Here is a 23,258-nt window from a genome sequence, read left to right as displayed (position 1 = left end):
CTCAGAAGGTCAGCACCCCCCGAGCCACCCGCCCGTGGTGGAGGTCGTCGGACGCCTTCGCGAAGTCCTCCACGGGGTACGTCTTGGTGACCAGTTCGTCGAGAAGCAGGGCTCCCTTGCGGTACAGGTCGGCGTAGCGGGGGATGTCGCGCTGGGGGCGGGAGCTGCCGTAGCGGCAGCCCAGGATGGACTTGTCCAGGAACAGGGCGGCGGGCAGGAAGGATGCCTCCACCGTGGGGGCGGTCATGCCGAGGAGGACGGCCTGGCCGTGGCGGTCCAGGAGGTCGACGGCGGCGCGGATCAGGGCGGGGTGGCCCACGCACTCGAAGGCGTGGTCGGCGCCGTTCGGGAGGATGTCCCGGACGCCCTCCGACGAGGCGAGGAAGTGGGTTGCGCCGAACCGGCGGGCCAGCGCCTCCTTCGCCGGGTTGTTGTCGACGGCGACGATCACCGAGGCGCCCGCGATGCGGGCACCCTGGATGACGTTGAGGCCGATGCCGCCGGTGCCGATGACCACGACCGTCTCGCCGATGTCCACCCTGGCCCGGTTGAGCACCGCGCCCACGCCCGTCAGCACCCCGCAGCCGATCAGTGCCGCCGAGGTCAGCGGCACGTCCTCGGGGATCTTCACCGCCTGTACGGCCTTGACCAGGGTGCGTTCCGCGAACGCCGAGTTCGAGGCGAACTGGTACAGCGGGGACCCGTCCCGCGAGAACGGGCGGCCCGGCATGCCGATCGCCCTGCGGCACATCGTCGGCCGGCCCCGGTCGCACTCCGCGCACGCCCCGCAGTTGGCGAGCGTGGACAGCGCGACGTGGTCCCCCGGGGCCACATGGCCGACCCCCGCGCCCACCGCCTCCACCACGCCCGCGCCCTCATGGCCGAGCACCACCGGCACGGGGAACGGGATCGTCCCGTCGATCACGGACAGGTCCGAGTGGCACAGGCCCGCCGCCGCGACGGCCACGAGCACCTCCCCCGGCCCCGGGTCCCGTATCTCCAGATCGTCGACGACCTGGCTCTGCTTCCCGTCGAAAAGGACACCTCTCACGGAACACGGACCTCCCTCGGCAGGCCGAGCACGCGCTCGGCGATGATGGTGCGCTGAATCTCGTCCGAGCCGCCGTAGATCGTGTCGGCCCTGGTGAACAGGAACAGGTGCTGGAGCGGATCGAGTTCGTACGGGCTCGGCTCACTCCAGTCCGCCGGGCCCACGGTGCCTGCCGCGCCCCGCACCGCCATCGCCAGCTCCCCGAGCCGCCGGTGCCACCCGCCCCAGAGCAGCTTGGCCACGCTGGGCGCCCCGGCGTCCCCCGAGCCCCCCAGCGTGCGGAGTGCGTTCCACCGCATGACCTTCAGCTCGGCCCACTGCCTGACGAGCTGCTCGCGGAGCGCGGGGTCGGCAACTGAGCCGCCGGCAGCGGCCAGAGCAATCACCCTCTCCAATTCCCTTGCGAAGCCGACCTGTTGGGCCAGAGTGGATACTCCGCGCTCCAGGGCGAGCAGGCTCATGGCCACCTGCCAGCCGTTGCCCTCGCCGCCCACGAGGTGCTCGGCGCGGGCCTCGGCCCCGTCGAAGAACACCTCGTTGAACTCGCTCGTCCCCGTCATCTGCCGGATCGGCCGGACCTCGATCCTGCCCGGCTGGTCCATCGGTACGAGGAGGAACGAGAGGCCGTGGTGGCGCCGCGAGCCCTCCTCGGTGCGGGCCAGCACGAAGCACCAGTCGGCCTCGTGGGCCAGGGAGGTCCAGATCTTCTGCCCCGTGATGCGGTACGCGCCGTCGCCGTCGCGGCGGGCGGCGGTGCGGATGCCGGCCAGGTCGGAGCCGGCGCCGGGTTCGCTGTAGCCCTGGCACCACAGTTCCTCGCCGCGGGCGATGGGGGGCAGGAAGCGGTTCTTCTGTTCGGGGGTGCCGTGGGCGATGAGGGTGGGGGCGAGGAGGTTTTCACCGATGTGGCCGGTGCGGGTGGGGGCTTCTGCGCGGGCGTACTCCTCGGCCCAGACGACCTGCTGGGTGAGGGTGGCGGTTCTGTTGCCGTACGTCGCGTCCGGCCAGCCGATGCCGATCCATCCGCCCTGCCCCAACTCCCTTTCCCAGTCGGGGGGTTGGCGGGCAATATGACTCGTCAGCCAGGCCCGTGCGTCCTCGCGGAACGCGTCGTCCTGGGGGGTGGTGCGGAAGTCCATGGTGCCTCCTGTGTCAGAGAGAGTTCCCCCCACCCCGCCCCTTCCCGAGACCCTCCGGGGGTTGGTTCGTCAGCCACGGACCGGCGGCCGGTCCCGGGGGCTCGGCCCCAGCCCCCCCGCTCCTCAATCGCTGGAGGGGCTGAATGGGGCCGACGGCTGTCGACCGCGGACCGTGGGTGGCTGATCGCGCAGTTCCCCGCGCCCCAAAACTCCTTTCCAGCCGCAGGCCGTGGATGGCTGGTCGCACAAATCCCCGCGCCCCCAACCCGGCCGTCGGCCGTAGACCGTGCGAGGCGCTCGCGCAGTTCCCCGCGCCCCAGAAAACCTTTCCGGCCGCGGGCCGTGGGTGGCTGGTCGCGCAGTTCCTCGCGCCCCTAGGGGATGTTGCTGCTCGCCCCCCACGCGGCGCGGAGCCGCACGTTGTCACAGCCCGGCGCCCCTAGCAGGGTTGTCCCTAGCAGCACCAACCCTGGCCGGCGCCGGCATCTTCAGCCCGTCAGGCGATCATGGACGCCAGCCCACCCCCAGCCCGTCCGGCGTTTGAGGACGAGCGCCGTTCAGGCGCGAACGGGGTCTGGGGCGGAGCCCCGAAAGGGGTGCAGGGGACGGAGTCCCCGCAGGGGGTCTGGGGCGCAGCCCCAGCGCTCAGCTCATCCAACCCCCGTCACGGGCGGGAGGGCGGGCAAACTCCCCGGGGGCGCAGGGGGCAGAGCCCCCGCAAAGGGGGTCTGGGGGCGCAGCCCCCAGAAGCCGAACCATCCAACCCCCTGCACGGGCGGGAGGGCGGGCAAACCCCCCGGGGTCCGGGGCGGAGCCCCAGGCATGCTGGGAAGCCCCCCCCAACCCCCCACCCCGCCGGAGGCACTACGCATTAGGCCGCTCCGCCCCCGCCGCAGCCCGAGCCATCGCCTCCAGCTGCGCCAGCATCGGCATCGGGTCCACCCCCACCGTCCCCGGCAGGAAGTCCGCGATCCGTTCCGGGGTCCAGGCCCCCTCCGCGTACCCCGCGCGGAGCTCCCGCGGCTGTGCCCACACCGCGATCTTGGGGCCCGCGATCGTGTACACCTGGCCGGTGATCCCCTCCTCCCGGGCCCGCGAGGACAGCAGGTACACCACCAGCGCCGCCACGTCCTCCGGCGAGCCGATCTCCTTCAGCTCCATGGGGACGTTGGCCGACATCCGGGTACGGGCAACCGGGGCAACGGCGTTGGCGGTCACCCCGTACTTGTGCAGGCCCAGCGCCGCGCTTCGTACCAGCGAGATGATCCCGCCCTTCGCCGCGCTGTAGTTCGCCTGCGCCACGCTCCCCTGGTGGTTCCCGCTGGTGAAGCCGATCAGCGTGCCCGAGCCCTGCTTGCGCATCACCGCCGACGCCGCCCGGAACACCGTGAAGGTGCCCTTCAGGTGCGTGGCGACCACCGGGTCCCACTCCTCCTCGGACATGTTGAACAGCATGCGCTCGCGCAGGATGCCCGCGACGCACACCACCCCGTCGATCCGCCCGTACTGGGCGAGCGCCGTGTCCACGATGCGCTGACCGCCCGCCATCGTCGAGATGTCGTCGGCCACCGCCACCGCCTCGCCGCCCGCCGCGACGATCTCCTTCACCACCGCGTCGGCGATCTCGCTGCTGGGCTCGGCGCCCTCGATCGAGACGCCGTAGTCGTTGACGACAACCCTGGCTCCCTCGGCGGCCGCCGCCAGCGCGACGGCGCGGCCGATGCCCCGGCCGGCCCCCGTCACTGCGACGACCTTGCCTGCCAAGAAGTTCCCCACTCCGGCCCCTTCCCGCGGTTTCTGACGGACCGTTAGATTCTATGACCCGTCGGACGCTCCACCACAAGCCCCCGGGAGGGACGCGTATGTCACTGCCGCCCGAGTTCCACGAAATCGCCAAACGCGTGAACAACTGGGGCCGTTGGGGGCCCGACGACGAAATCGGGACGCTCAACCACATCACCGACGAGACGGTCCGACAGGCCGCCTCCCACGTCCGCTCCGGCCGCCGCATCCCCCTCGCCCTCCCCCTGCGGCAGGACGGCGTCCAGACCGGTGTCATCCCCGGGCGGGTCAACCCGCTGCACACCATGGTCCAGATCAACCAGGAGATCTTCGGCCCCGGCACCGTCGCCTGCAGCGACGACGCGGTGACCTTCGGGCTCCAGGCCGCCACCCACTGGGACGCCCTGACCCACGTCTCGCACTCGGGGAAGATCTACAACGGCCGGCCCGCCGCCACCATCACCCCGCACGGCGGCGCCGAGTTCAGCGGCATCGACAAGCCCGGTCACGTCGTCTCGCGCGGGGTGCTTCTCGACATCGCCCGCGCCAAGGGCCTAGACCGGCTCGAAGGGGGCCACGCGGTCACCCCGGAGGACCTCGCCGAGGCGGAGGAGTTCGCGGGGGTCACCGTGCGCGCCGGGGACATCGTGCTCGTACGCACCGGGCAGATGCAGGTGTATCTGGCCGGGGACAAGCACGGCTACGGCTATCCGTCGCCGGGGCTCTCCGTCCGTACGCCCGAGTGGTTCCACGCGCGGGACGTCGCCGCCGTCGCCAACGACACCCTCACCTTCGAGATCTTCCCGCCCGAGATCGAGGACCTGTGGCTGCCCGTGCACGCCCTGGATCTCGTCGAGATGGGCATGCTCCAGGGCCAGAACTGGAATCTGGAGGCCCTGTCGACCGCCTGCGCCGAGGCGTCGCGGTACGCGTTCCTGCTGAGCGCCATGCCCGAGCCGTTCGTGGGAGGCACCGGAACCCCGGTCGCCCCGATAGCGATCCTGTAGATCCACGGGATCCGCGGAGGGGCCCACGGGGAGATCCACGGGTGGCGGCGCCACGTGCGCGCCCCGAGCGCGGCACCGCCGCCGCCACCCAGGCATCGGCGTACCGGCTCTGCTCCTCATGTGCCCTGAGAGGAGCCTCGCCCTGATGGAGCCGACGCCGTGCCACGACCCGCACTCGCCGAGGCCGTGCAGAGTCCTCGGCGTCCCCTCGCGACGAATCGCTCATCCCAGAGTGATCAGGACGACACCACGCGTCAACACCTACTGAAGGCTTCGCGACTTATGCCGTATTTGTGACAGCGCGCGGGGGTTCGTACGCCCCGCCGCCGTACGCCCCGTCCGTGCGCCCCGAAAGCTCCTTGAGCCCCGAATGCCCCGAACGCTCCGGTGCCGGCAGCACCTCGGGCGCGTCGCGGTCCACCTCGCACCAGATCGACTTGCCCACGCCCTCGGGCCGCCAGCCCCAGCGGTCGGCGAGCCCGTCGACGAGTTCGAGGCCGCGTCCGTTGGTGTCGTCGCCCAGCGCATGGCGCGGCTTGGGCGGACAACAGCTGGTGTCCGCCACTTCGACCCGGACGGTGCCGCCCTCGGCCGGGCCGAGCAGCATCCGCAGCACCGCCGGACAGCCCGTGTGCACCACGGCGTTGGTGACGAGCTCCGAGATCAGCAGGATCAACGTCTCGGCACACGGCTCATCGAGTCCTATTCCGGATCCCGCCAACCGCGAGCGGGCCCACTTCCGGGCCCGGCCCACCTCGGCGGGATCCGGCCCGACCTCCAACTGCACCTGAAGCACCTGCACCGTTCACACCATCCGAACCGGCGGACACATCGCCTCGCGCCTCACAGGGACCACCATCGGGGTCACGGAATGTGATTCCCATGGGAGACAGCATGGTTGACGTACAGTCACCGCAACAAGCGCTTCGGGCATATTCCAGCGCGAAGGAGTATGCGTGGTGCATACTGTGCGGCTCACTTTGCGGGAAACCGAACGGGAGCGCGTACGACGCCTCCGTGCGGTGCGGGCGACGTGCGGCCCCGGGCCCGGGGTCACCGCACTGGCAACACCGGGAGAGCCGCGCCTCACCACCACTCGCATCCCACGGAGAGTACCGGAGAGCGCCCCCGACTCCGGCTCGCGGCGAGTGCGCCGGGCCGCCGACCGTCAACGCACCGTGACCGCTCACCGTGCCGCCCCGTACGCCCTACAGCGCGGAGGCCAGCGTCTCGGCCGCCTGCTCCGCCGACTGCCACTGCCCGGCCCGAACCCAGGCCCGCTTGAGGTGAAGATGCACATCGGCCTCCCAGGTGAACCCCATCCCGCCGTGCACCTGAAGACAGTCCCGCGCCCCGCGTACGGCCGCCTCGTCCGCGAGCAGCTTGGCCCCGGCGATCTCGTACGGGTCCCGGGTCACGGCCGCCGCGTAGACCGCCGCCCGCGCCACCTCGGTCCGTACGAGCATGTCGGCGCACAGGTGCTTCACGGCCTGGAACGCGCCGACAGGCTGCCCGAACTGCTCGCGCGCCCGCGCGTGTTGGACCGCGATGTCCGTGCTGCGGGCCGCGCTGCCGAGTTGCTCGGCCGCGCTCAGGAGGACGGCTTCGGCGGCTGTGGCGGTGCGGATTCCGCGCGTCCGGTGCAATGGCGTCAGCGGGTCGAGCGAGCGGATCGGGGTCGCATCCGAGGCGTCCCCCAGTACGTGGTCGGCTTCGTCCAGCCAGGCGACCAGAGCACCGTCGACCCGGGTCACCACACGCTCGCCGGTCGCCGCGCCCTCCACCCTCCCGGCCGCGAGGTGGGTCGCCACCAGCGGGCCCGGAAGCAGCGCCCGGCCCGCCTCCTCGAACACAAGCACCGCCTCCGCAAGCCCGAGCCCGACGCCGCCCTCGCGCTCGGGCAGCCGAAGGGAGAAGAACCCCGCGTCGCCCAGCGCCCGCCACAGCGAACGGTCGAGCCCCGGCCGGTCCACCGCCGCCCGCAGCGCCTCCCGGTCGAACCGCGCTTCGAGCAGTTCGCGCATGCCCGCCTTCAAAGCCAGCTGGTCCTCGGTGAGTTGGAAGTCCATCAGCGCCCCTTGGGCAGGCCGAGGATGCGCTCGGCGACGATGTTCCGCTGGATCTGCGACGTACCGGCGGCGATGGTGTACGAGAGGGACGAGAGCCTGTCCAGGGTCCACTCGCGGTCCAGGTCGAGGGAGTCAGGGCCGAGGACCCGGGCGGCGGTGTCGTACAGCTCCTGGCGGGCGTGCGAGTAGCGGAGCTTGAAGACCGAGCCGCCGACGCCGGGGACCGGGCCGAGGCGCTGCGACTCACTCACGTTCCACTGGGTCAGCCGCCACAGGGCCGTGAACTCCGCGTTCAGCAGGCCGAGTCGACGCCTGACGGCCGGGTCGTCCCAGGTCCCGTTCTCCTTCGCCGTCGCCGCGAGTTCGGTGAGCGTCCGGCGGCAGGCCACCACTTCGCCCACGAAGGCGGTGCCGCGCTCGAAGGACAGGGTCACCATCGTGACCCGCCAGCCGTCGTTCTCCGCGCCCACCCGGTTGGCCACCGGCACCCGCACCTCGTCGAGGAACACCTCGGCGAACTCGGCCGACCCGGCGAGCGTGCGCAGCGGGCGGACCGTGATGCCGGGCGCGTCCATCGGCATGGCCAGCCAGGTGATGCCCCGGTGTTTCGGCGCACCGGGATCGGTGCGTACCAACAGCTCGCACCAGTCGGCCACTTCGGCGTGCGAGGTCCAGATCTTCGAGCCGGTCACCACGTAGTCGTCGCCGTCGCGGACCGCCTTCGTACGGAGCGAGGCCAGGTCGGAGCCCGCGTCCGGTTCGCTGAAGCCCTGGCACCAGATCTCGTCGCCGCGCAGCACCGGCGGCAGCCAGCGCGCCCGCTGTTCGGGGGTGCCCTCGGCGGCGACGGTGGGGCCGGCGTGCAGCAGCCCGACGAAGTTCGCGCCGACGTAGGGCGCGCCCGCCTTCTCGGTCTCCTCCAGGTAGATGAGGTGCTGCGTGGGCGTGGCGCCCCGGCCCCCGGCCGCCTCGGGCCAGTGGAGCCCCGCGTACCCGGCGTCGTACAGCATCCGCTGCCAGGCGGTGTCGTACGAGCGTCTGGCCGGCCAGTCCAACGGGTCGGGCTTCGGCGGGAGCTTGGGCAGGGAGACCGCAAGCCATGCGCGCAGCCGGGCCCGGAAGGCCTCCTCCTCGTCGGTGTACGTCAGGTCCATCGGCGCTCCCCGGCGCACGTCGACCTCATCGGCGGGTCCGGTCGCGGTCGAGGTCGAGGCCCAGCATGCGGATCGCGTTGCCGCGCATCAGCTTGTAGACCGTCTCGTCGTCGAGGCCCTTGACGTGGTCGAGGGCGACGTCCTTGGTGTGCGGGAACGTCGAGTCGACGTGCGGGTAGTCGGTCTCGAAGGTCGCGTTGTCGCGGCCGACCACGTCCAGGGACGCCACCCCGTGCTTGTCGCGGAAGAAGCAGCAGAAGATCTGCCGGTAGTAGTACGTGGAGGGCGGATCGGGGATCAGATCGCGCACCCCGCCCCACGCGCGGTGCTCCTCCCACACGTCGTCCGCGCGCTCCAGGGCATAAGGAATCCAGCCCATCTGCCCTTCGCTGTAGGCCAGTTTGAGGCTCGGGAACTTCACGAGCACCCCGCTGAACAGGAAGTCCATCATCGACGCCATCGCGTTGTTGAAGCTCAGCGAGGCCTGCACGGCGGGCGGCGCGTCGGGGGAGGCGGCGGGCATCTGCGAGCTGCTGCCGATGTGCATGTTGACGACCGTGCCGGTCTCCTGGCAGACCGCGAAGAACGGGTCCCAGTAGCCGGAGTGGATGGACGGCAGGCCGAGGTGCGTGGGGATCTCGGAGAACGTCACCGCGCGCACCCCGCGCGCGGCGTTGCGCCGGATCTCGGCGACCGCGAGGCCGATGTCCCACAGCGGGATGATGCACAGCGGGATGAGCCGCCCCCCGCTGTCGCCGCACCACTCCTCGACCATCCAGTCGTTGTACGCGCGGACGCAGGCGAGGGCCACTTCTTTGTCCTGGGCCTCGGCGAAGGTCTGGCCGCAGAACCGGGGGAAGGTCGGGAAGCAGAGGGACGCCTCGACGTGGTTGAGGTCCATGTCGGCCAGGCGCGCCTTTGGGTCCCAGCAGCCGCGCCGCATCTCGGCCCGGGTGATGCCTTCGAGGGTCATGTCGTCGCGGTCGAAGCCGACGGCGGCGATGTTGCGCTTGTACGGGAACTTCAGGTCCTCGTAGATCCACCAGTCGGTGGGCGGCCCGTCCGGGTCCATCGTGATCTGGTACCTGCCCGCCACGTACGCCAGTTCACCGATTCCGGCGGTCAGCGGCTTGGGGCCTCGGTCGCGGTACTTGGCGGGCAGCCAGACGTCGAAGAGATGGGCCGGCTCGATCACATGGTCGTCGACGCTGACGATCCGCGGCAGTTCGGTCATGAGGTCCCCTCCGCATATCTGATGACCCGTCAGATCTCAGGCTAGCCCCGCACCCCTGGACCAGCAAGGAGCGGGGGCCTACGCTCTCCGCCATATCTGACAGCCCGTCAGTTCGGGCAGTTTGGGGGATCGGCATGGCCGACACCGCACACGCACTGGGCTCCTCACGCACGCTCTGGGAGCTGATCGAGCGCCGCGCCGAGCTCACCCCGGACCGCCCGGTCCTCCTCCAGGGCGACCGCACCCTCACCTTCGGCGAGCTGCGCGAGCGCTGCGAGCGAGTGGCGGCGGGCCTGTACGGCATGGGCGTACGGCCCGGAAGCGTGGTCGCCTGGCAGTTGCCGACCCGGATCGAGACGGCGGTGGTGTCGTTCGCCCTTGCCCGGCTCGGTGCGGTCCAGTCCCCGGTGATCCCGTTCTACCGGGACCGCGAGGTGGGCTTCGCGCTGCGCGAGTCGAAGGCGGAGTTCTTCGCGGTGCCGGGGGTGTGGCGCGGCTTCGACCACACCGCGATGGCCCGGCGGCTCGGCGCGCGCGGCATCTTCGAGGCGTACGGCCAACTGCCGGACGGTGAGCCCGAGTTGCTGCCGCCCCCGCCGGACAACGGCACCTCCGTACGCTGGATCTACTGGACCTCCGGAACCACCTCCGACCCCAAGGGCGTGCTGCACACCGACCGTTCGCTGATCGCGGGCGGCTCCTGCCTCGCGCACGCGCTGCATCTTTCGGCGGCCGACGTGGGCTCGATGGCCTTCCCGTTCGCGCACATAGCCGGGCCCGACTACACGGTGATGCTGCTGCTCTACGGCTTCCCCGCGGTGATGTTCGAGCACTTCGCGCTGCCGGACGCCCTTGACGAGTACCGTCGGCACGGCGTGACGGTGGCCGGCGGCTCGACCGCGTTCTACTCGATGTTCCTGGCCGAGCAGCGCAAACAGCCCGGCGAGAAGGTGATCCCGACGCTCCGGCTGCTCGCGGGCGGCGGCGCGCCGAAGCCGCCCGAGGTCTACCACGCGGTCGTGCGCGAGATGGGCGTGCAGCTCACCCACGGGTACGGCATGACCGAGGTCCCGATGATCACGATGGGCGCCCCGGACGACACCGCCGAGAACCTGGCCACCACCGAGGGCTGCCCCCCGCCCGGCATGGAGATCCGCATCACCGACGAGGCGGGCAGGCCGGTGCCGCCCGGCGTGGACGGCGAAGTGCGGCTGCGCGGCGAGGCGGTGTGCCGGGGCTATCTCGACCCGGCCCAGTCGAAGGCCGTCTTCGACGCGGACGGCTTCCTCATCACCGGCGACGTGGGGCACCTGAAGGAGTCCGGGCACCTCGTCCTCACCGGCCGCATCAAGGACATCATCATCCGCAAGGGCGAGAACATCTCCGCGAAGGAGATCGAGGACCTGCTGCACACCCACCCGGCGGTGGGCGACGCCGCCGTGGTCGGCCTTCCGGACCCCGAGCGGGGCGAGCTGGTGTGCGCCGTCGTGGAACAGCCGCCGGGGACAGGGGAGTTGACGCTGGAGGGAATGACCTCCTTCCTGCGCGCACAGGGGCTCTCGGTGCACAAGCTGCCCGAGCGGCTTGAGCTGGTGGAGGCACTGCCGAGGAACGAGACCCTACGGAAGGTACTGAAGTACAAGTTGCGGGAGCGCTTCGGCGGGGCATGAGCACTGCGCCCTGCCACTCCCCCACGAGGACGGACCGCATGGAACTGACCCGCAGACACCTCATACTCGGCGCCGCCGCCGTCACCGCCACCACGCTCGTCCCGGCCACCGCCCACGCCGCCGTACGGCCGCGTACCGGCGCGGACCCCGCCAACTGGATGGCGGCGCTGCCCGACAGCCGGTCCCTGCTGCGCATGACGATCCCGGGGACCCACGACTCCTGCTGCACCGACCCGAGCAACGGCACCGAGTGGTCGCACACCCAGAACTGGGGGCTGCCTCAGCAGCTGCGGCAGGGCATCCGGTTCTTCGACATCCGGGCCAACGGGCTCGAAGGCCACCTGAACGACGCGTTCGGGATCTACCACGGCGCCTTCTACCAGGGCATGACGTTCGGCGATGTGCTCACCCAGAGCGCGGCCTTCCTCGACAGCCACCCGGGCGAAGTCCTCCTGATGCGGCTCAAGAAGGAGAACGGGACCAGCAACGACGTCGGCGCCAATTTCAGACACGTCCTCAACGTCTACCTCGACCAGAAGGGCTGGAGGCCCAGGTTCCTGATCAGCGACCGGGTGCCGACGCTCGGCGAGGCGCGCGGGAAGATCGTGCTGCTCGCGCAGTTCGACAACGACTGGCCGGTGCTCCAATGGCCGGGCGGCGACAACGACTTCCTGTCCAACCAGTACATCAAGCTCCAGGACATCTACCAGGGCCTGTCCTGGCCGTCGAAGAAGACGGCCAAGGTGACCCAGCAGTTCGACAACGCCTACAACGACCAGAACGCGGCCCAGCTCTACATCAACTTCACGAGCTACGCGGGCGGCGGCTGGCCCAAGGTCAACGCGGACGCGATCATGCCCGGCGTGCAGAGCTATCTCGCCGCGCGCCTGAGCCGGCAGACCCACCTGGGCGTCGTCCCGATGGACTTCCCCGACTTCCACTCGGACACCCTGCGCACCCTGATCGACTGGAACTGGCACTGAGCCGCCGCGGATCTCCCGTTACGGCATCGTCGTGAAGTAGGCCGTGAAGGCGGTCACCGCGTCCGGTTCGGTGATGCGGCCGTCGGCGTCCTCGTCCAGGGTCACGGCCACGTCCGCCGCGACCCCGGGCGAGACACCGAGGGCCCGCAGCGCGCGCTCGGCGTCGGGCACGGACACCGTGCCGACGCCGGCCGTGTCGGCCACCGCGAACGCGGCGTGCAGGAAGGGCCGGGCGATCTCGGTGAACCCCGTCGTCCGGTCCCGCAGCCGTTTGAGGGCGCCGCCCACGAACTCCTGCCGGGTCACCCGCTGGTCGCCGTCCACGTCCGCGATCCCGGCCAGGCCCTGCCACAGCGCCTCGGCGCCGCCGTACAGCGCCTGCCCCTTGTCGCAGCGGGCGGTCGTGTCGAACTCGGAGAGCAGCGCCGCCGCCGCCGTCGAGAAGTCCTCGCGGTCGATCCAGCCGTTGCCGTCCTGGTCGAAGGAGGCGAAACGGGCGGCCACCCTGCGCTCGTACTCCGCACTCTCGGGACTGTTCATACTGTCCATGTCCGGAGCGTACGACTCACGGCGCCACGGCGAGAGGGTTACGCGGAGGAGTACCGCAGGGGGTGTCTTCGCGGAGACTTCTTTACGGCGCGGGACCTCTTTGCGGCGGGGACTTCTTCACGCGGAGAGCGGCTCGGCTTTACGCGGAGAGCGGCTCGGCCAAGTCGTCGGCGGCCGAACCCACGTCCCCGTACACCTCGAAGAGGCGGCGCACCCCGAGCGCGGCGAGCACCTTGTTCACATGACTGCCGTCCAGGGCGCCGCGCGCGGGCAGGATGAGCCGCAGCCGGCCCTGGCAGGAGCGCATCAGGCGGCGGGCCGCTATCAGCACGCCCACGCCGCTCGAATCGCAGAACTGCACCCCGGACAGGTCCAGGACCAGATCGCGGCGGCCCTCGGCGACCGCCTCGTGCACCTGCCTGCGCAGTCTCGGCGAGGTGACCAGATCCAGCTCACCGCTCACCCGCAGCACCGTCCACGTGCCCTGCTCGGCCTCGTCCACTCTCAGTGCCACGCCACCGGCCCCTCTCTGTGCTGCCGTGCCCCCTCCTTGCGCGGCTGCCCCGGCCCGCTCCCGTGAAACACGCCATTACCACCGGATGCCCTTGCGAGGGAGTACTTGGTGCAAACCTCCGTGCATTGTCAGCCCGTCGCATTACATTCGTAGGTACACACGGACGGGCGCACAGGGGCACACACGGGGAACGACAGGGTTGGGGAGCCTATGCCGAAGGACGCACCACCTCGGTGGGACCGCCGGATGCAGCAGCGCCTCGCGCGCGGCGAGGCGGCGGCGCTCGGCGAGCTGTACGACCGCTTCGCCTCCCTGGTGCACAGCCTCGCCCACCGGGTGCTCAGCGACGACGACGCGGCGGACCAGATCACCCGCGAGGTCTTCGGCTACGTGTGGGAGAACCCGGACGCCTACGACCCCAAGCTGGGCTCGATGCGCTCCTGGGTCGCCAAGCTCACCCAGCGCCAGGCCGTGCAGCGCCTGCGCCAGTCCGAGGCGTCCACGTACGCGGAGAACGGCGGGTGCTCGACCGAGGAGCTGGAGCAGAAGGTGCGGCGGGCCTCGGCCGCGGCTCGCGCCGACTACATCGTGACGTCGATGCCCGCCCCGCTGCGCGCCGCCCTGGAGCTGGCCTACTTCCAGCGCCGCGACTACCGGCAGGCCGCCGCCGACCTCAGCATCACCGAGGACGAGGCGCGCCGGCGCCTGCGGCTCGGCCTGCAACTGCTCTCCTCGGCCAACACCCGGCCGCCGGAAGGAGCCGCACCGCCCGGATACGGACGGGCGCTGTGACGGGCCCGATGGAGCAGGGCGAGCCCACGCCCGACGACGAGAACACGCCGCGCATACCGTCACCGCGGGCGGCGGGCGACGACCTGACCGGCGGCGGGCGTGGCGGATCCGGCACGTTCGTGCCCGGGCCGCGCGAGGGTAACCGTTTCACCCCGCCGGAGCCGGAGCCGCACGCTTCGATGGACCCGGAGCCGCACTCCGTACCGGAGCCGGATCCCGAGCCTCAAGCCGTCCCCGAGCCGGAAGCCACGGTGCACGAACCCGCCCCGCACGAAGCCCACGCCGCCGACCCGCCCTCGCACACCGTCCTGAAGTCGCTGCTCGGTGCGTGGGCCCTTGCCGCCTGCTCCCCCGAGGAGACCGACGCCGTCGAGGCGCACCTCACCGAGTGCGCGCCCTGCGCCGACGAGGCGCTGCGGCTGCGGGACGCGGTGGGGCTGCTGCACACCGAGCGCAGCCTCGACCTGGACCCGATGCTGCGCTCCCGCGTTCTGGAGAACTGCCTGGGCCGGCGCCCGGCCCGCATCCCGGTGCCCGTGTGGGCGGCCCCGTACGACGCGGAGACCGCCCGGCTCGACGCGCTGCTCAACGACTTCGGGGATGCCGAATGGCACGCTCCGGTGCGGCTGAAGTGGTTCGAGCAGGAGCGGCGGGTCACCCGCCGGACGACGGTCGCGGGCGTCATCGGACACCTGATGGCCGTCGACGCGCTGGTGGCGACCGCGCTCGGGCTCGACGAGCCGGTGCCGATGGACCCCGAGGCCGCGGCGGCCGGGCCGACCGCGCGCACCGAGGCGCTGTGGCGGGCCGCGCAGTCCCCGCTGACCCGCGCGGTCCGCGAGCCCTGGCGCGAGCAGTCCCACACACTGATCCGCACGGTGTCGTTCGCGGGCCGCGGAGTGGCCGAACTGACCGTCCCCTACGGGGAGTTCGCGCTCCCACTGCAGGACGCGATGCTCGACCGGGCCTTCGAGTGCTGGATCCACGCCGGTGACATCGCGGAGGCGGTGGACTATCCGTACGACCCGCCGTCCGGGGCGCACCTGCACCGCATGATCGACCTGGCTGCCCGCGTCCTGCCCACCACGCTGGCCGGCCGCCGCCGGGCGGGCCTCGCGGCGCCCGCGCGCGGCCTGGTCACGGCGGGCTCCCCGGGGCGTTCGCTGCGCCTGGAGATCGAGGGGGTGGGCGGCGGCGACTGGCACATCCCGCTCGACTCCCCGGCGGCCGTCGCCTCGCCGGAGCACGAGGTGGCCCATGTGGCCCTGGACGGCGTGGAGTTCTGCAGGCTGGCCGCGGGCCATGTGCCGCCGCAGGACGCGGCGGTGGGCCAGCTCGGCGACCGCGAGGCCATCAGGGACGTGCTGTTCGCGGCCGCGTCGCTGAGCCGGCTGTAGCCCTCAGGGGCTGCCCGGGCACGGGGTCACGCAAAGACGACCGTACGCCGCCCGTTGAGCAGAATGCGGTGCTCGGCATGCCACTTGACCGCCCGCGCCAGCGCCTGGCACTCGACGTCCCGGCCGATCGCGACGAGCTGGGCCGGAGTGACCTCGTGCCCGACGCGCTCCACCTCCTGCTCGATGATCGGCCCCTCGTCGAGGTCGGCCGTCACGTAGTGGGCGGTCGCGCCGATCAGCTTCACACCGCGCGCGTGCGCCTGGTGGTAGGGCTTGGCGCCCTTGAAGCTCGGCAGGAACGAGTGGTGGATGTTGATGATCCGCCCGCTGAGCTGCTTGCACAGGTCGTCGGAGAGCACCTGCATGTACCGCGCGAGCACCACCAGCTCGACCCGCTCCTCGCGCACCAGCTCCACCAGCTGCGCCTCGGCCGCGGCCTTGGTGTCCTTGGTGACCGGGATGTGGTGGAAGGGCACGTCGTAGGAGGCGACGAGCTCGGCGAAGTCGGTGTGGTTGGAGACGACCGCCGCGATCTCGACGGGCAGCGCGCCGGACTTGGAGCGGAACAGCAGGTCGTTCAGGCAGTGCCCGAACTTCGACACCATGAGGATGATCCGCATCCGCTCCTCGGGGCGGTGGATCTGCCAGTCCATCTGGAAGGAGTCGCCGACGGCCGCGAAGCTGGCGCGCAGCTTGTCGACGGTGACCGGGGCATCGGCCGAGAAGTGGACCCGCATGAAGAAGAGACCCGTGTCGCGGTCTCCGAACTGCTGACTGTCCTCGATGTTGCAGCCGGTGATGAACAGATAGCTCGACACGGCATGCACGATGCCCTGTTTATCCGGACAGGAGAGCGTGAGGACGTACTGGTCAGTCATCCAGGCAGGATGCCACAACCGGACACCCCCGCCGTGCACGGCCCAGGATCCGGACCTCAGGCCGAGCGGGTCAGGATCCTCAGGACTTCGAGGGAGCGCGGCGGCGCGTCGGGGTCCTCACCGTCACTCTGTGCGAGCCGCACATGCGCCTCACGCGCCGCCCGAACGGCCTCGGGCCAGGCGTGGTGGGCGAGGTAGGCGGAGACGGGTGCGTCGGCGCCGACCTGGTGCATGATGCGCAGCACCCGCAGGACGGCGACGTCGACGAGGGCCGCCTCGCCCGAGTCCCGGAAGATCGTGCCGACGTACTTCTCGGCGGACCAGTTGTCCAGCCAGGTGTCCTCGACCAGGCGGTACACGGCGTCGGTGACGTCCCCGAACCCTTCGCGCCCGGCCAGCCAGGTCTCCTCGTGGAAGACGGGGTCGGAGAGCATGTGCAGCGCGGACCGTACGTTCGTACGCCAGCGCCACCACGGCATGTCATTCAACGGCATGCCGCCCATGGTGGAGGAGCGACGGCCGCGACGGGAAGGGCTTGCTGAACCTTGCTGCACGTTTTCGATCGTACGTTCCCCACAGACGCGGCCCGACCGGCCCCCGCAATTCACCTCCGTGTCACCCAGCGTTGAAGCATGCTCACTTTCCCGTTACCCGTGGGGCGGAAGTGTGTGGGCACATGACCGGTTACGGATGGCAGCGTCCTCGGGGCTCGACCAGGCCCCGCCGCTCGATCAGATCGATCAGCACGACGGCCTCCGCGTTCGCCGCGTGTTCGGCGGTGGGTGCCAGCCTGTTGACCGGCTGCGGTGTACTCCCTGGAGTCGCGGGGGGCTCCAGGGAGCCCATCACCGTGATGACCTGGGCACCCGACGGCACCTCCGCCACCAACACCCCCGGCATGCCCGCCATGGCCAAGGCGTTCGCCCGCTGGGTCAACGGCAACGGCGGCATCGACGGCCACGAGCTGAACGTCATCACCTGCAACGAGCACAACACCGCGACCGGCGCCTCGGACTGCGCACGGCGCGCGGTGAAGGAGAAGGCGGTCGCCGTCGTCGGCTCCTACAGCCAGTACGGCAGCGCCTTCATGCCCCCGCTTGAGGTGGCCGGCATCCCCTACCTCGGCGGATACGGCATATCCGACCAGGAGTTCACCAGCGCTCTCTCCTACCCCGTCAACGGCGGCCAGGCCGCCCTCATCGCGGGCAGCGGACGGCAGCTGGCCCCGGACTGCGAACAGGTCTCCCTGGTACGCCCCGACACCATCTCCGGCGACGTCCTGCCGACCCTGCTCGACGCCGGGCTGCTCGCCGCACACCGCAAACCCGTCACCGACATCCGTACGACCGAGGACGCCGGCGACTACACCGCCGAGGCCCAGCGCGCGCTCGCACAGGCCGGCGCGGACCCGGAGCTCGTGGGCCGGATCGGCAGGAAGGCGGCCGAGCAGAAGGCGAAGAAGGGCTGCGTGACGGCCGTGCTCGGCGACCGCACGGAAACGTTCTTCGACTCCTTCCGGCGCGTGGAGAGCGACGACCAGAAGGTGCGCGTCGCCTCGGTCATCGGCTCGATAGGCCAGTCCCTCGTCGACCGCACCGGCGGCAAGGACGGCCCCTTCGAGGGCGCGTACGTCACCGGCTGGTACCCGGAGGCGGACGATCCGCGCTGGGACCCGATGAAGAAGGTCATCCGCGAACAGGCCTTCGGGGACGACGCGATCGACGCGGCGGACGCGGGGGTGCAGACCACGTGGATCGCGTACACGGTCCTGAAGAAGATCGTCGAGTCCCTCGACCAGGACTCGGTCGGCGCGGTGGACGTGGTGCGCGCGCTCAACAAGGGCGTCAGCGTGAACACCGGCGGCCTCACCCCCGACCTGCGCTGGCGCTTCGAAGACATGCTGGCGGCCCCGGACTTCCCCCGCATCGTGAACCGCCAGGTGACGTTCCAGGTGGTGAAGAACGGCCGCCTGGTCTCACTGAAGGGGGGCTTCACAGACGTGAGTCCCACGCTGGAGAACTCAGCGGCGAACGGCTGAACATCTGAGTTCTGCGAGGGGGCATGCCGTTAGGGGCGCGGGGAACTGCACGACAAGCCACGGACGGCCCGCATCCGACCACGAACGCGCGGAAGCGCCCGGCGTCCCCAGCGCCTTAAAGCTGGGTAGCCCCCCGCTTGGTCAGATTCCACTTAGTGGCAATGGCATTCCACAAGCCCGCGGCCTCCTGCTTGGACTTGGTCGCGTCCCCGGACGCCTTGTCCCCCTGCCCGGCGTCCTTCGTCCGCTTCGCATGCCCGTCCTTGCACCCCTTCCCCTTGTCCCCCGCCACCGCGTCGGACCACGCCGCGTAGTGGTTGTCCGCGGCCGCGGAGGACTGCCAGGCCTTGGTGAGCGCGGCGGAGAGCTTGTCGTGGTCGGGCAGCTTGTCGACGGAGAGCTGGCCGAGCCGCGTCACCAGGTCGCCGCGCTGCTTCGCGGCGGAACGCAGCGTGGCGGACGCCTGGTCGAGCTTGTCGCACTTACGGATGTCGGCGACCGCGCCGATCACCGCGTCCCGGCTGCTGCCACTGTCGGCGAGCAGCTTGTCGAGCGCCTCGGCCTGCGCCTTGGCGGGGTCGTCGGCGGCCTTGTCCCCGCCGCCGTCGCCGGTGGCGGGCGAGCTGACGGCCGCGGGCTGCTTGTCGTCCCTCTTGTCGTCCCCGCCGCCGCTCAGGAGCGCGCCCGCGCCGAGCCCGATGGCCGCACAGCCGACGACGACCGCGGCGATGATGCCGACCGGCGACTTCCGCCGGGGCGCCTCGGGCTCGTACCCGGAATGCTGCCCGGCGGGCTCCTGGTACGGGGGCTGGGCCGCGAACTGCGGCTGCTGCTGGAACTGCGGGGCCGGGGCCTGCGGCGGCTGGTAGGGCGCCTGCTGCTGGGGCCGGTTCAGCGGTACGGAGGGCTGGAAGCGGGGCAACTGCGTTGTCCCTTCGCCCTGTTGGGGCGGGCCGTCGGCCCGGAAGAGGCTGTCGAACTCGGCGGGGGGCTGCCGGTCGCCCGGCGCCCCCGGGCGTATCCCGTACGGGGCGTCCTGCGGGGCCGGCGGCACCGGCGGCAGGACCTGCGTCGGGTCGGCGCCGGGAGGCTGGGCCCCCGGGAAGCGGGCCGCGTCACCGGAGTGCTCCGGCGGCAGCGCGCCGGGCCCGCCTCCTACCGGGGCGATGTACTGCGTGGCCTCACTGCCGGAGCTGTCGGGACCGCCCGGCACGGGAGCGAGGTACTGCGTCGCCTCACCGCCGGAGTTGCCCGGGTTGCCCGGCACGGGGGCTATGTACTGCGTGGCTTCCGCGTCCCCGTTCCCGGCCGGCACCGGCGCGAGGAACTGCGTCGCCTCACCGCCGGAGTTGCCCGGGTTGCCCGGCATGGGCGCTATGTACTGGGTCGCCTCCGCGTCCCCGCCGCCGTTCTCGGGCGGCAGGGGCTGCCCGAAGGTCGCCGGTCCCTGCGGGGGCGCGACGGGAGGCGGCTGGGAGGCCTGGCCCTGCGGACCCCAGGGCTGACCCCAGGGCTGGGCTCCAGGAGGCGCCGGCAGCGGCTCCCCGGCACGGGGGCCGCTTCCGTCGGCGGGCAGCACGACACCCTCGTGCGCGGGCCGCACAGCCGGAAGCTGCGGCTCGTCACCCTGTCGGCTCTGCGTCACCGGAACTCCTGTACGTGGACCTACGGAATCGTCGGTTCACGCTACCGGGTCCCCCCACGCCCTTGCCAAGCCCTCCCTCAACCCCGTCCACTCGGGCCCTCCCGGGCCTCAAGAAGCCCTCCGCTCAGGCTGCCTGGGCCTCCAGGCGCTCGCCGAACTCCCGCACCGCCGGGTCGTCCCCGTACGGCTCCAGGCGTACCTGGAGGTCCTCCAGGTAGTCCGCGCCCCGGTTGGAACGCAGCGTGGACAGGAGCTCCACCGCCCGCGTGCCCGTCGCGCACGCCTCCTCGACCTCGCGCTGCTGGACCTGCGCGGTGGCGAGCAGGATGAGCCCGATGGCGCGCCGCCTGGCCCGCGACTCGGGGTGCCCGGCCAGCGACTCCTCGGCCCGCCGGGCGGCCGCCTCCGACTGGCCCAGGTCCCGGTGGCAGTGCGCGAGTTCGTCCGCGAGGTAGGCGTGGTCGAAGTGGGCGATCCAGCTCGGGTCGTCGCCGGAGTCGGGGTCCGCCGCTTCCAGCGCGGACAGCGCCCGGCCCGCCACCGCCTGGCACGTCCGGGCGTCGCCGAGCAGCGCGTGCCCGCGCGCCTCGGCGGCGTAGAACATGGCCTCGGCGCGCGGCGTGACCCGGCCGCGCGCACCCTCCTGCGCGGCCCGCGCCAGTTGGGCGATCTCGCGCGGATTGCCGAGTTGGGCGGCGAGGTGGCTCATGGACGCGGCCAGGACATATCCCCCGTAACCCCGGTCGTCGGCGGCCTGGGCGAGGCGCAGCGCCTGGATGTAGTAGCGCTGGGCGAGGCCCGGCTGGCCGGTGTCCACGGCCATGTACCCGGCGAGTTCGGTGAGCCGGGCCACCGCAGCGAACAACTGCCGCCCCACGGACTCCCGGTAGGACCCGGCGAGCAGCCCGGACACGACGCTGTTGAGGTAGTGCACGACGACCGGCCGCACATGGCCCGCCCCGAACCGGTGGTCCAGCTGCACCAGCGCGTCCGTCATCGCCTTGACGGCCTCGACGTCGGCGGCGCCGACCCGCTGCCCCGCACTGCGCGCGACTTGCGCGTCGGCCCCGGTGATCAGCCAGTCCCGGCTCGGCTCGACCAGCGCCGAGGCCGCCACGGTGGAGCCGGACAGGAAGTCGCGGCGGCCCACGTCGCTGCGCCACAGCTCGCAGACCTGCTCGATCGCGCCGAGGACGGTGGGCGAGAACTGGAGCCCCACCCCCGACGCGAGGTTCTTGCCGTTGGCCATGCCGATCTCGTCGATCGTCACCGTGCGGCCCAGCTTGCGGCCGAGCGCCTCCGCGATGATGCCCGGCGCCCGCCCCCTCGGCTGCTGTCCGCGCAGCCAGCGCGCCACGGACGTCTTGTCGTAGCGCAGGTCGAGACCCCGCTCCGCGCCGACCATGTTCACGCGACGGGCTAGGCCGGCGTTGGAACATCCGGCTTCCTGGATGAGCGCCTGCAGCCGTTCGTTGGGCTGGCGGGCGACGAGAGGCCTGGCTGCCATGTGAACCCCCTGGAGCGGCAGTGATCAGCACAGTGATCACTGCCCTGCGAATATGCAGAGAAACGAGGGGAGTCGGGAATATGGCCTCATTGCCAGAATTCCCGTCTGCTTCCCCCGCATATGGCTACCCTGTCGCCGACACGCAGCCCCACGCGCGCCCCCACCCATGCACCCATGCGCCCCATTTGCAGGACCGATCCCGCTGATCCCACGCTCGCCGAGCCCGTAACCCTGGGTGGCGGCCGGAGTTGAGCCCGTCGTGGAAGAAACCATCACAGGCACGGGCACGGATACGGAATCCGCACAGATCCCCAAGCAGCGCGGCGAACAGCTCCTGGACAGCGCCGTACGGTACGCGGAGGAGCGGCACTGGGACGTCTTCCCCGGCACCTCCCTGGAGGCCGACGAGGGCGTCGAGCGCTGCTCGTGCGGTGACACGGCGTGCCCGAAACCGGGTGCGCACCCTGCCCGGCCGGACTGGGCCACGCAGGCCACCGGCAGCGCGGTCGCCGCCCGCCGCCTGTGGTCCAAGCACCCCCGGTCCTCGATCCTGCTTCCCACCGGGCGCACCTTCGACGCCATCGACGTACCGGAGTCGGCCGGGTTCCTGGCGCTGGCCCGCATGGAGCGGATGGAGCTCACGCTCGGCCCGGTCACCTGCACCCCGGACCGCCGGATGCTGTTCTTCGTCCTGCCGGGCGCGGGCGCCAAGGTCCCCGATCTCGTACGGAAGTTGGGGTGGACGCCCGCTTCGGTCGACCTCGTCACGCGCGGCGAGGGCGACTACGTGGCGGCGCCGCCGACCCGTGTCGGCGGCTCGGGCGCGGTGCAGTGGGCGCGCCGCCCCACCCCCGCCAACCGCTGGCTGCCGGACGCCGAGGAACTGATCAGCCCCCTCGCCTACGCCTGCGGCCGCGAAGCCGCCGACGCTCGGGCCCGCCGCCCCTAGCCCCTAGCGCAACCGGTGCATTCGGCTCCTATGGTGTCCAGGTAGGCACCATCACGGGGACGAAAGGCATCACCATGCCGGACCAGGCATTCGAGAAAACGGCGGACACGGCGGGCGGAGCGCGTACGGCGCCGCCCGCCGTCCGCGTCCAGGGGCTGTGGAAGCGCTTCGGGGAGCAGATCGCGGTCGCGGGGATCGATCTGGAGCTGCCCGCGGGCAAGTTCATCGGTCTGGTCGGCCCGAACGGCGCGGGCAAGACCACCACCCTGTCCATGGTGACCGGGCTGCTCAGGCCCGACCAGGGCAGGGTCGAGGTCGGCGGGCACGACGTGTGGCGAGACCCGGTCGCCGTGAAGTCCCGCATCGGCGTGCTGCCGGAGGGCCTGCGCCTGTTCGAGCGGCTCTCGGGGCGCGAGCTCCTCGGCTACTCGGGCCGGCTGCGCGGGCTGCCCGGTGCCGAGGTCGACAAGCGGACCGCCCAGCTCCTGGACGTACTGGACCTGGCGGGCGCCCAGCACAAGCTCGTCGTCGACTACTCGACCGGTATGCGCAAGAAGATCGGGCTCGCGGCCGCCCTGCTGCACAACCCCGAAGTGCTGTTCCTGGACGAGCCGTTCGAGGGCGTCGACCCGGTGTCCGCCCAGACCATCCGCGGCGTCCTGGAGCGCTACACCGCCTCCGGCGCCACCGTCGTGTTCTCCAGCCACGTCATGGAGCTCGTCGAGTCGCTGTGCGACTGGGTCGCCGTGATGGCCGCGGGCCGCATCCGCGCCCAGGGCACCCTGGCCGAGGTGCGCGGCGACGCCACCTCGCTGCAGAACGCCTTCCTCGAACTCGTCGGCGCGAACGGCCGCAACGCCGGCGACTCCCTCGACTGGCTCGGCGGCGGTACCCGGTGAC

General features: G+C 71.6%; 21 protein-coding genes. 8 read left to right on the top strand and 13 right to left on the bottom strand.

The window, feature by feature from the left end:
- Window position 1 precedes the first annotated feature (1 nt).
- The 3 genes from ACSHXC_RS22105 to ACSHXC_RS22095 all read right to left on the bottom strand — a co-directional run bounded on the left by ACSHXC_RS22105 (window position 2) and on the right by ACSHXC_RS22095 (window position 3,966).
- Window positions 2–1,051, bottom strand: a complete 1,050-nt coding sequence (locus ACSHXC_RS22105; RefSeq protein ID WP_438293247.1) for a Zn-dependent alcohol dehydrogenase — start codon at window positions 1,049–1,051, stop codon at window positions 2–4.
- Entirely contained in the window at window positions 1,048–2,190 is a 1,143-nt protein-coding gene (locus tag ACSHXC_RS22100) for an acyl-CoA dehydrogenase family protein (protein WP_438293246.1), read from the bottom strand. The genes ACSHXC_RS22105 and ACSHXC_RS22100 overlap by 4 nt, the downstream gene beginning before the upstream one ends.
- An 864-nt stretch (window positions 2,191–3,054) precedes the next feature.
- Window positions 3,055–3,966 carry an SDR family NAD(P)-dependent oxidoreductase gene (locus ACSHXC_RS22095; protein WP_438293245.1) on the bottom strand — a complete coding sequence of 304 codons (912 nt, stop codon included), beginning with the start codon at window positions 3,964–3,966 and terminating at the stop codon, window positions 3,055–3,057.
- Window positions 3,967–4,052: 86 nt separating this feature from the next.
- Between ACSHXC_RS22095 and ACSHXC_RS22090 the strand changes: the two genes are divergently transcribed.
- A complete protein-coding gene (locus ACSHXC_RS22090) occupies window positions 4,053–4,979 on the top strand; it encodes a cyclase family protein (RefSeq protein WP_438293244.1) in 927 nt (308 codons plus the stop codon).
- Between the two features lie 280 nt (window positions 4,980–5,259).
- On the opposite strand, the gene ACSHXC_RS22085 is transcribed toward ACSHXC_RS22090, so the two are convergent.
- From ACSHXC_RS22085 to ACSHXC_RS22070, 4 genes are all read right to left on the bottom strand, one after another.
- Entirely contained in the window at window positions 5,260–5,781 is a 522-nt protein-coding gene (locus tag ACSHXC_RS22085; protein ID WP_438293243.1) for an ATP-binding protein, read from the bottom strand.
- Between the two features lie 406 nt (window positions 5,782–6,187).
- Entirely contained in the window at window positions 6,188–7,048 is an 861-nt protein-coding gene (locus tag ACSHXC_RS22080) for an acyl-CoA dehydrogenase family protein (protein ID WP_438293242.1), read from the bottom strand.
- Complete coding sequence (locus ACSHXC_RS22075; protein ID WP_438293241.1) at window positions 7,048–8,202, bottom strand: acyl-CoA dehydrogenase; 1,155 nt, start codon at window positions 8,200–8,202, stop codon at window positions 7,048–7,050. The genes ACSHXC_RS22080 and ACSHXC_RS22075 overlap by 1 nt, the downstream gene beginning before the upstream one ends.
- Before the next feature lie 25 nt (window positions 8,203–8,227).
- Window positions 8,228–9,436: an amidohydrolase family protein gene (locus ACSHXC_RS22070; protein ID WP_438293240.1), complete on the bottom strand. Its 1,209-nt coding sequence runs from the start codon at window positions 9,434–9,436 to the stop codon at window positions 8,228–8,230.
- Window positions 9,437–9,570: 134 nt separating this feature from the next.
- On the opposite strand from ACSHXC_RS22070, the gene ACSHXC_RS22065 reads away from it, so the two are divergent.
- Both ACSHXC_RS22065 and ACSHXC_RS22060 read left to right on the top strand, forming a co-directional pair.
- Complete coding sequence (locus ACSHXC_RS22065) at window positions 9,571–11,106, top strand: class I adenylate-forming enzyme family protein (protein ID WP_438293239.1); 1,536 nt, start codon at window positions 9,571–9,573, stop codon at window positions 11,104–11,106.
- A 38-nt stretch (window positions 11,107–11,144) separates the two neighbouring features.
- Window positions 11,145–12,089 carry a phosphatidylinositol-specific phospholipase C gene (locus ACSHXC_RS22060; protein ID WP_438293238.1) on the top strand — a complete coding sequence of 315 codons (945 nt, stop codon included), beginning with the start codon at window positions 11,145–11,147 and terminating at the stop codon, window positions 12,087–12,089.
- A gap of 18 nt (window positions 12,090–12,107) precedes the next feature.
- Here ACSHXC_RS22060 and ACSHXC_RS22055 read toward each other — a convergent pair whose 3' ends face one another.
- Window positions 12,108–12,638 carry an EF-hand domain-containing protein gene (locus ACSHXC_RS22055; RefSeq protein WP_438293237.1) on the bottom strand — a complete coding sequence of 177 codons (531 nt, stop codon included), beginning with the start codon at window positions 12,636–12,638 and terminating at the stop codon, window positions 12,108–12,110.
- A 139-nt stretch (window positions 12,639–12,777) separates the two neighbouring features.
- Complete coding sequence (locus tag ACSHXC_RS22050) at window positions 12,778–13,152, bottom strand: STAS domain-containing protein (protein WP_438293236.1); 375 nt, start codon at window positions 13,150–13,152, stop codon at window positions 12,778–12,780.
- A gap of 210 nt (window positions 13,153–13,362) precedes the next feature.
- Here ACSHXC_RS22050 and ACSHXC_RS22045 point away from each other — a divergent pair, with 210 nt between their 5' ends.
- Together ACSHXC_RS22045 and ACSHXC_RS22040 are read left to right on the top strand one after the other, a co-directional pair.
- Window positions 13,363–13,944: a sigma-70 family RNA polymerase sigma factor gene (locus tag ACSHXC_RS22045; RefSeq protein ID WP_386037169.1), complete on the top strand. Its 582-nt coding sequence runs from the start codon at window positions 13,363–13,365 to the stop codon at window positions 13,942–13,944.
- 8 nt (window positions 13,945–13,952) lie between these two features.
- A complete protein-coding gene (locus ACSHXC_RS22040) occupies window positions 13,953–15,341 on the top strand; it encodes a zf-HC2 domain-containing protein (protein ID WP_438296746.1) in 1,389 nt (462 codons plus the stop codon).
- A gap of 26 nt (window positions 15,342–15,367) precedes the next feature.
- Here the strand turns inward: ACSHXC_RS22040 and purU are convergent, their stop codons facing one another.
- Together purU and ACSHXC_RS22030 are read right to left on the bottom strand one after the other, a co-directional pair.
- On the bottom strand, window positions 15,368–16,219 hold the full coding sequence (gene purU / locus ACSHXC_RS22035) for a formyltetrahydrofolate deformylase (RefSeq protein WP_438293235.1): 852 nt from the start codon (window positions 16,217–16,219) through the stop codon (window positions 15,368–15,370).
- A gap of 56 nt (window positions 16,220–16,275) precedes the next feature.
- Window positions 16,276–16,722, bottom strand: a complete 447-nt coding sequence (locus ACSHXC_RS22030; protein WP_189961894.1) for an SCO4402 family protein — start codon at window positions 16,720–16,722, stop codon at window positions 16,276–16,278.
- Between the two features lie 173 nt (window positions 16,723–16,895).
- Between ACSHXC_RS22030 and ACSHXC_RS22025 the strand changes: the two genes are divergently transcribed.
- A complete protein-coding gene (locus ACSHXC_RS22025; protein ID WP_438293234.1) occupies window positions 16,896–18,257 on the top strand; it encodes an ABC transporter substrate-binding protein in 1,362 nt (453 codons plus the stop codon).
- A 115-nt stretch (window positions 18,258–18,372) separates the two neighbouring features.
- Here the strand turns inward: ACSHXC_RS22025 and ACSHXC_RS22020 are convergent, their stop codons facing one another.
- Window positions 18,373–19,902 (bottom strand): hypothetical protein, encoded by a 1,530-nt coding sequence (locus tag ACSHXC_RS22020; RefSeq protein WP_438293233.1) that lies wholly within the window; start codon window positions 19,900–19,902, stop codon window positions 18,373–18,375.
- Window positions 19,903–20,026: 124 nt separating this feature from the next.
- Window positions 20,027–21,409, bottom strand: coding sequence for a transcriptional regulator (locus ACSHXC_RS22015; RefSeq protein ID WP_438293232.1), 1,383 nt, complete (start codon window positions 21,407–21,409; stop codon window positions 20,027–20,029).
- Window positions 21,410–21,668: 259 nt separating this feature from the next.
- On the opposite strand from ACSHXC_RS22015, the gene ACSHXC_RS22010 reads away from it, so the two are divergent.
- Window positions 21,669–22,358, top strand: a complete 690-nt coding sequence (locus tag ACSHXC_RS22010; protein ID WP_438293231.1) for a bifunctional DNA primase/polymerase — start codon at window positions 21,669–21,671, stop codon at window positions 22,356–22,358.
- Window positions 22,359–22,432: 74 nt separating this feature from the next.
- Window positions 22,433–23,257 (top strand): ABC transporter ATP-binding protein, encoded by an 825-nt coding sequence (locus ACSHXC_RS22005; protein ID WP_438293230.1) that lies wholly within the window; start codon window positions 22,433–22,435, stop codon window positions 23,255–23,257.
- Window position 23,258 lies beyond the last annotated feature (1 nt).

Origin of the sequence: Streptomyces sp. HUAS TT7 (assembly GCF_051550175.1) — a bacterium.
Classification (GTDB): Bacteria; Actinomycetota; Actinomycetes; order Streptomycetales; family Streptomycetaceae; genus Streptomyces.
The sequence above is the reverse complement of the archived record's forward strand: the minus strand, read 5'-3'. Positions and strand labels throughout refer to the sequence as shown.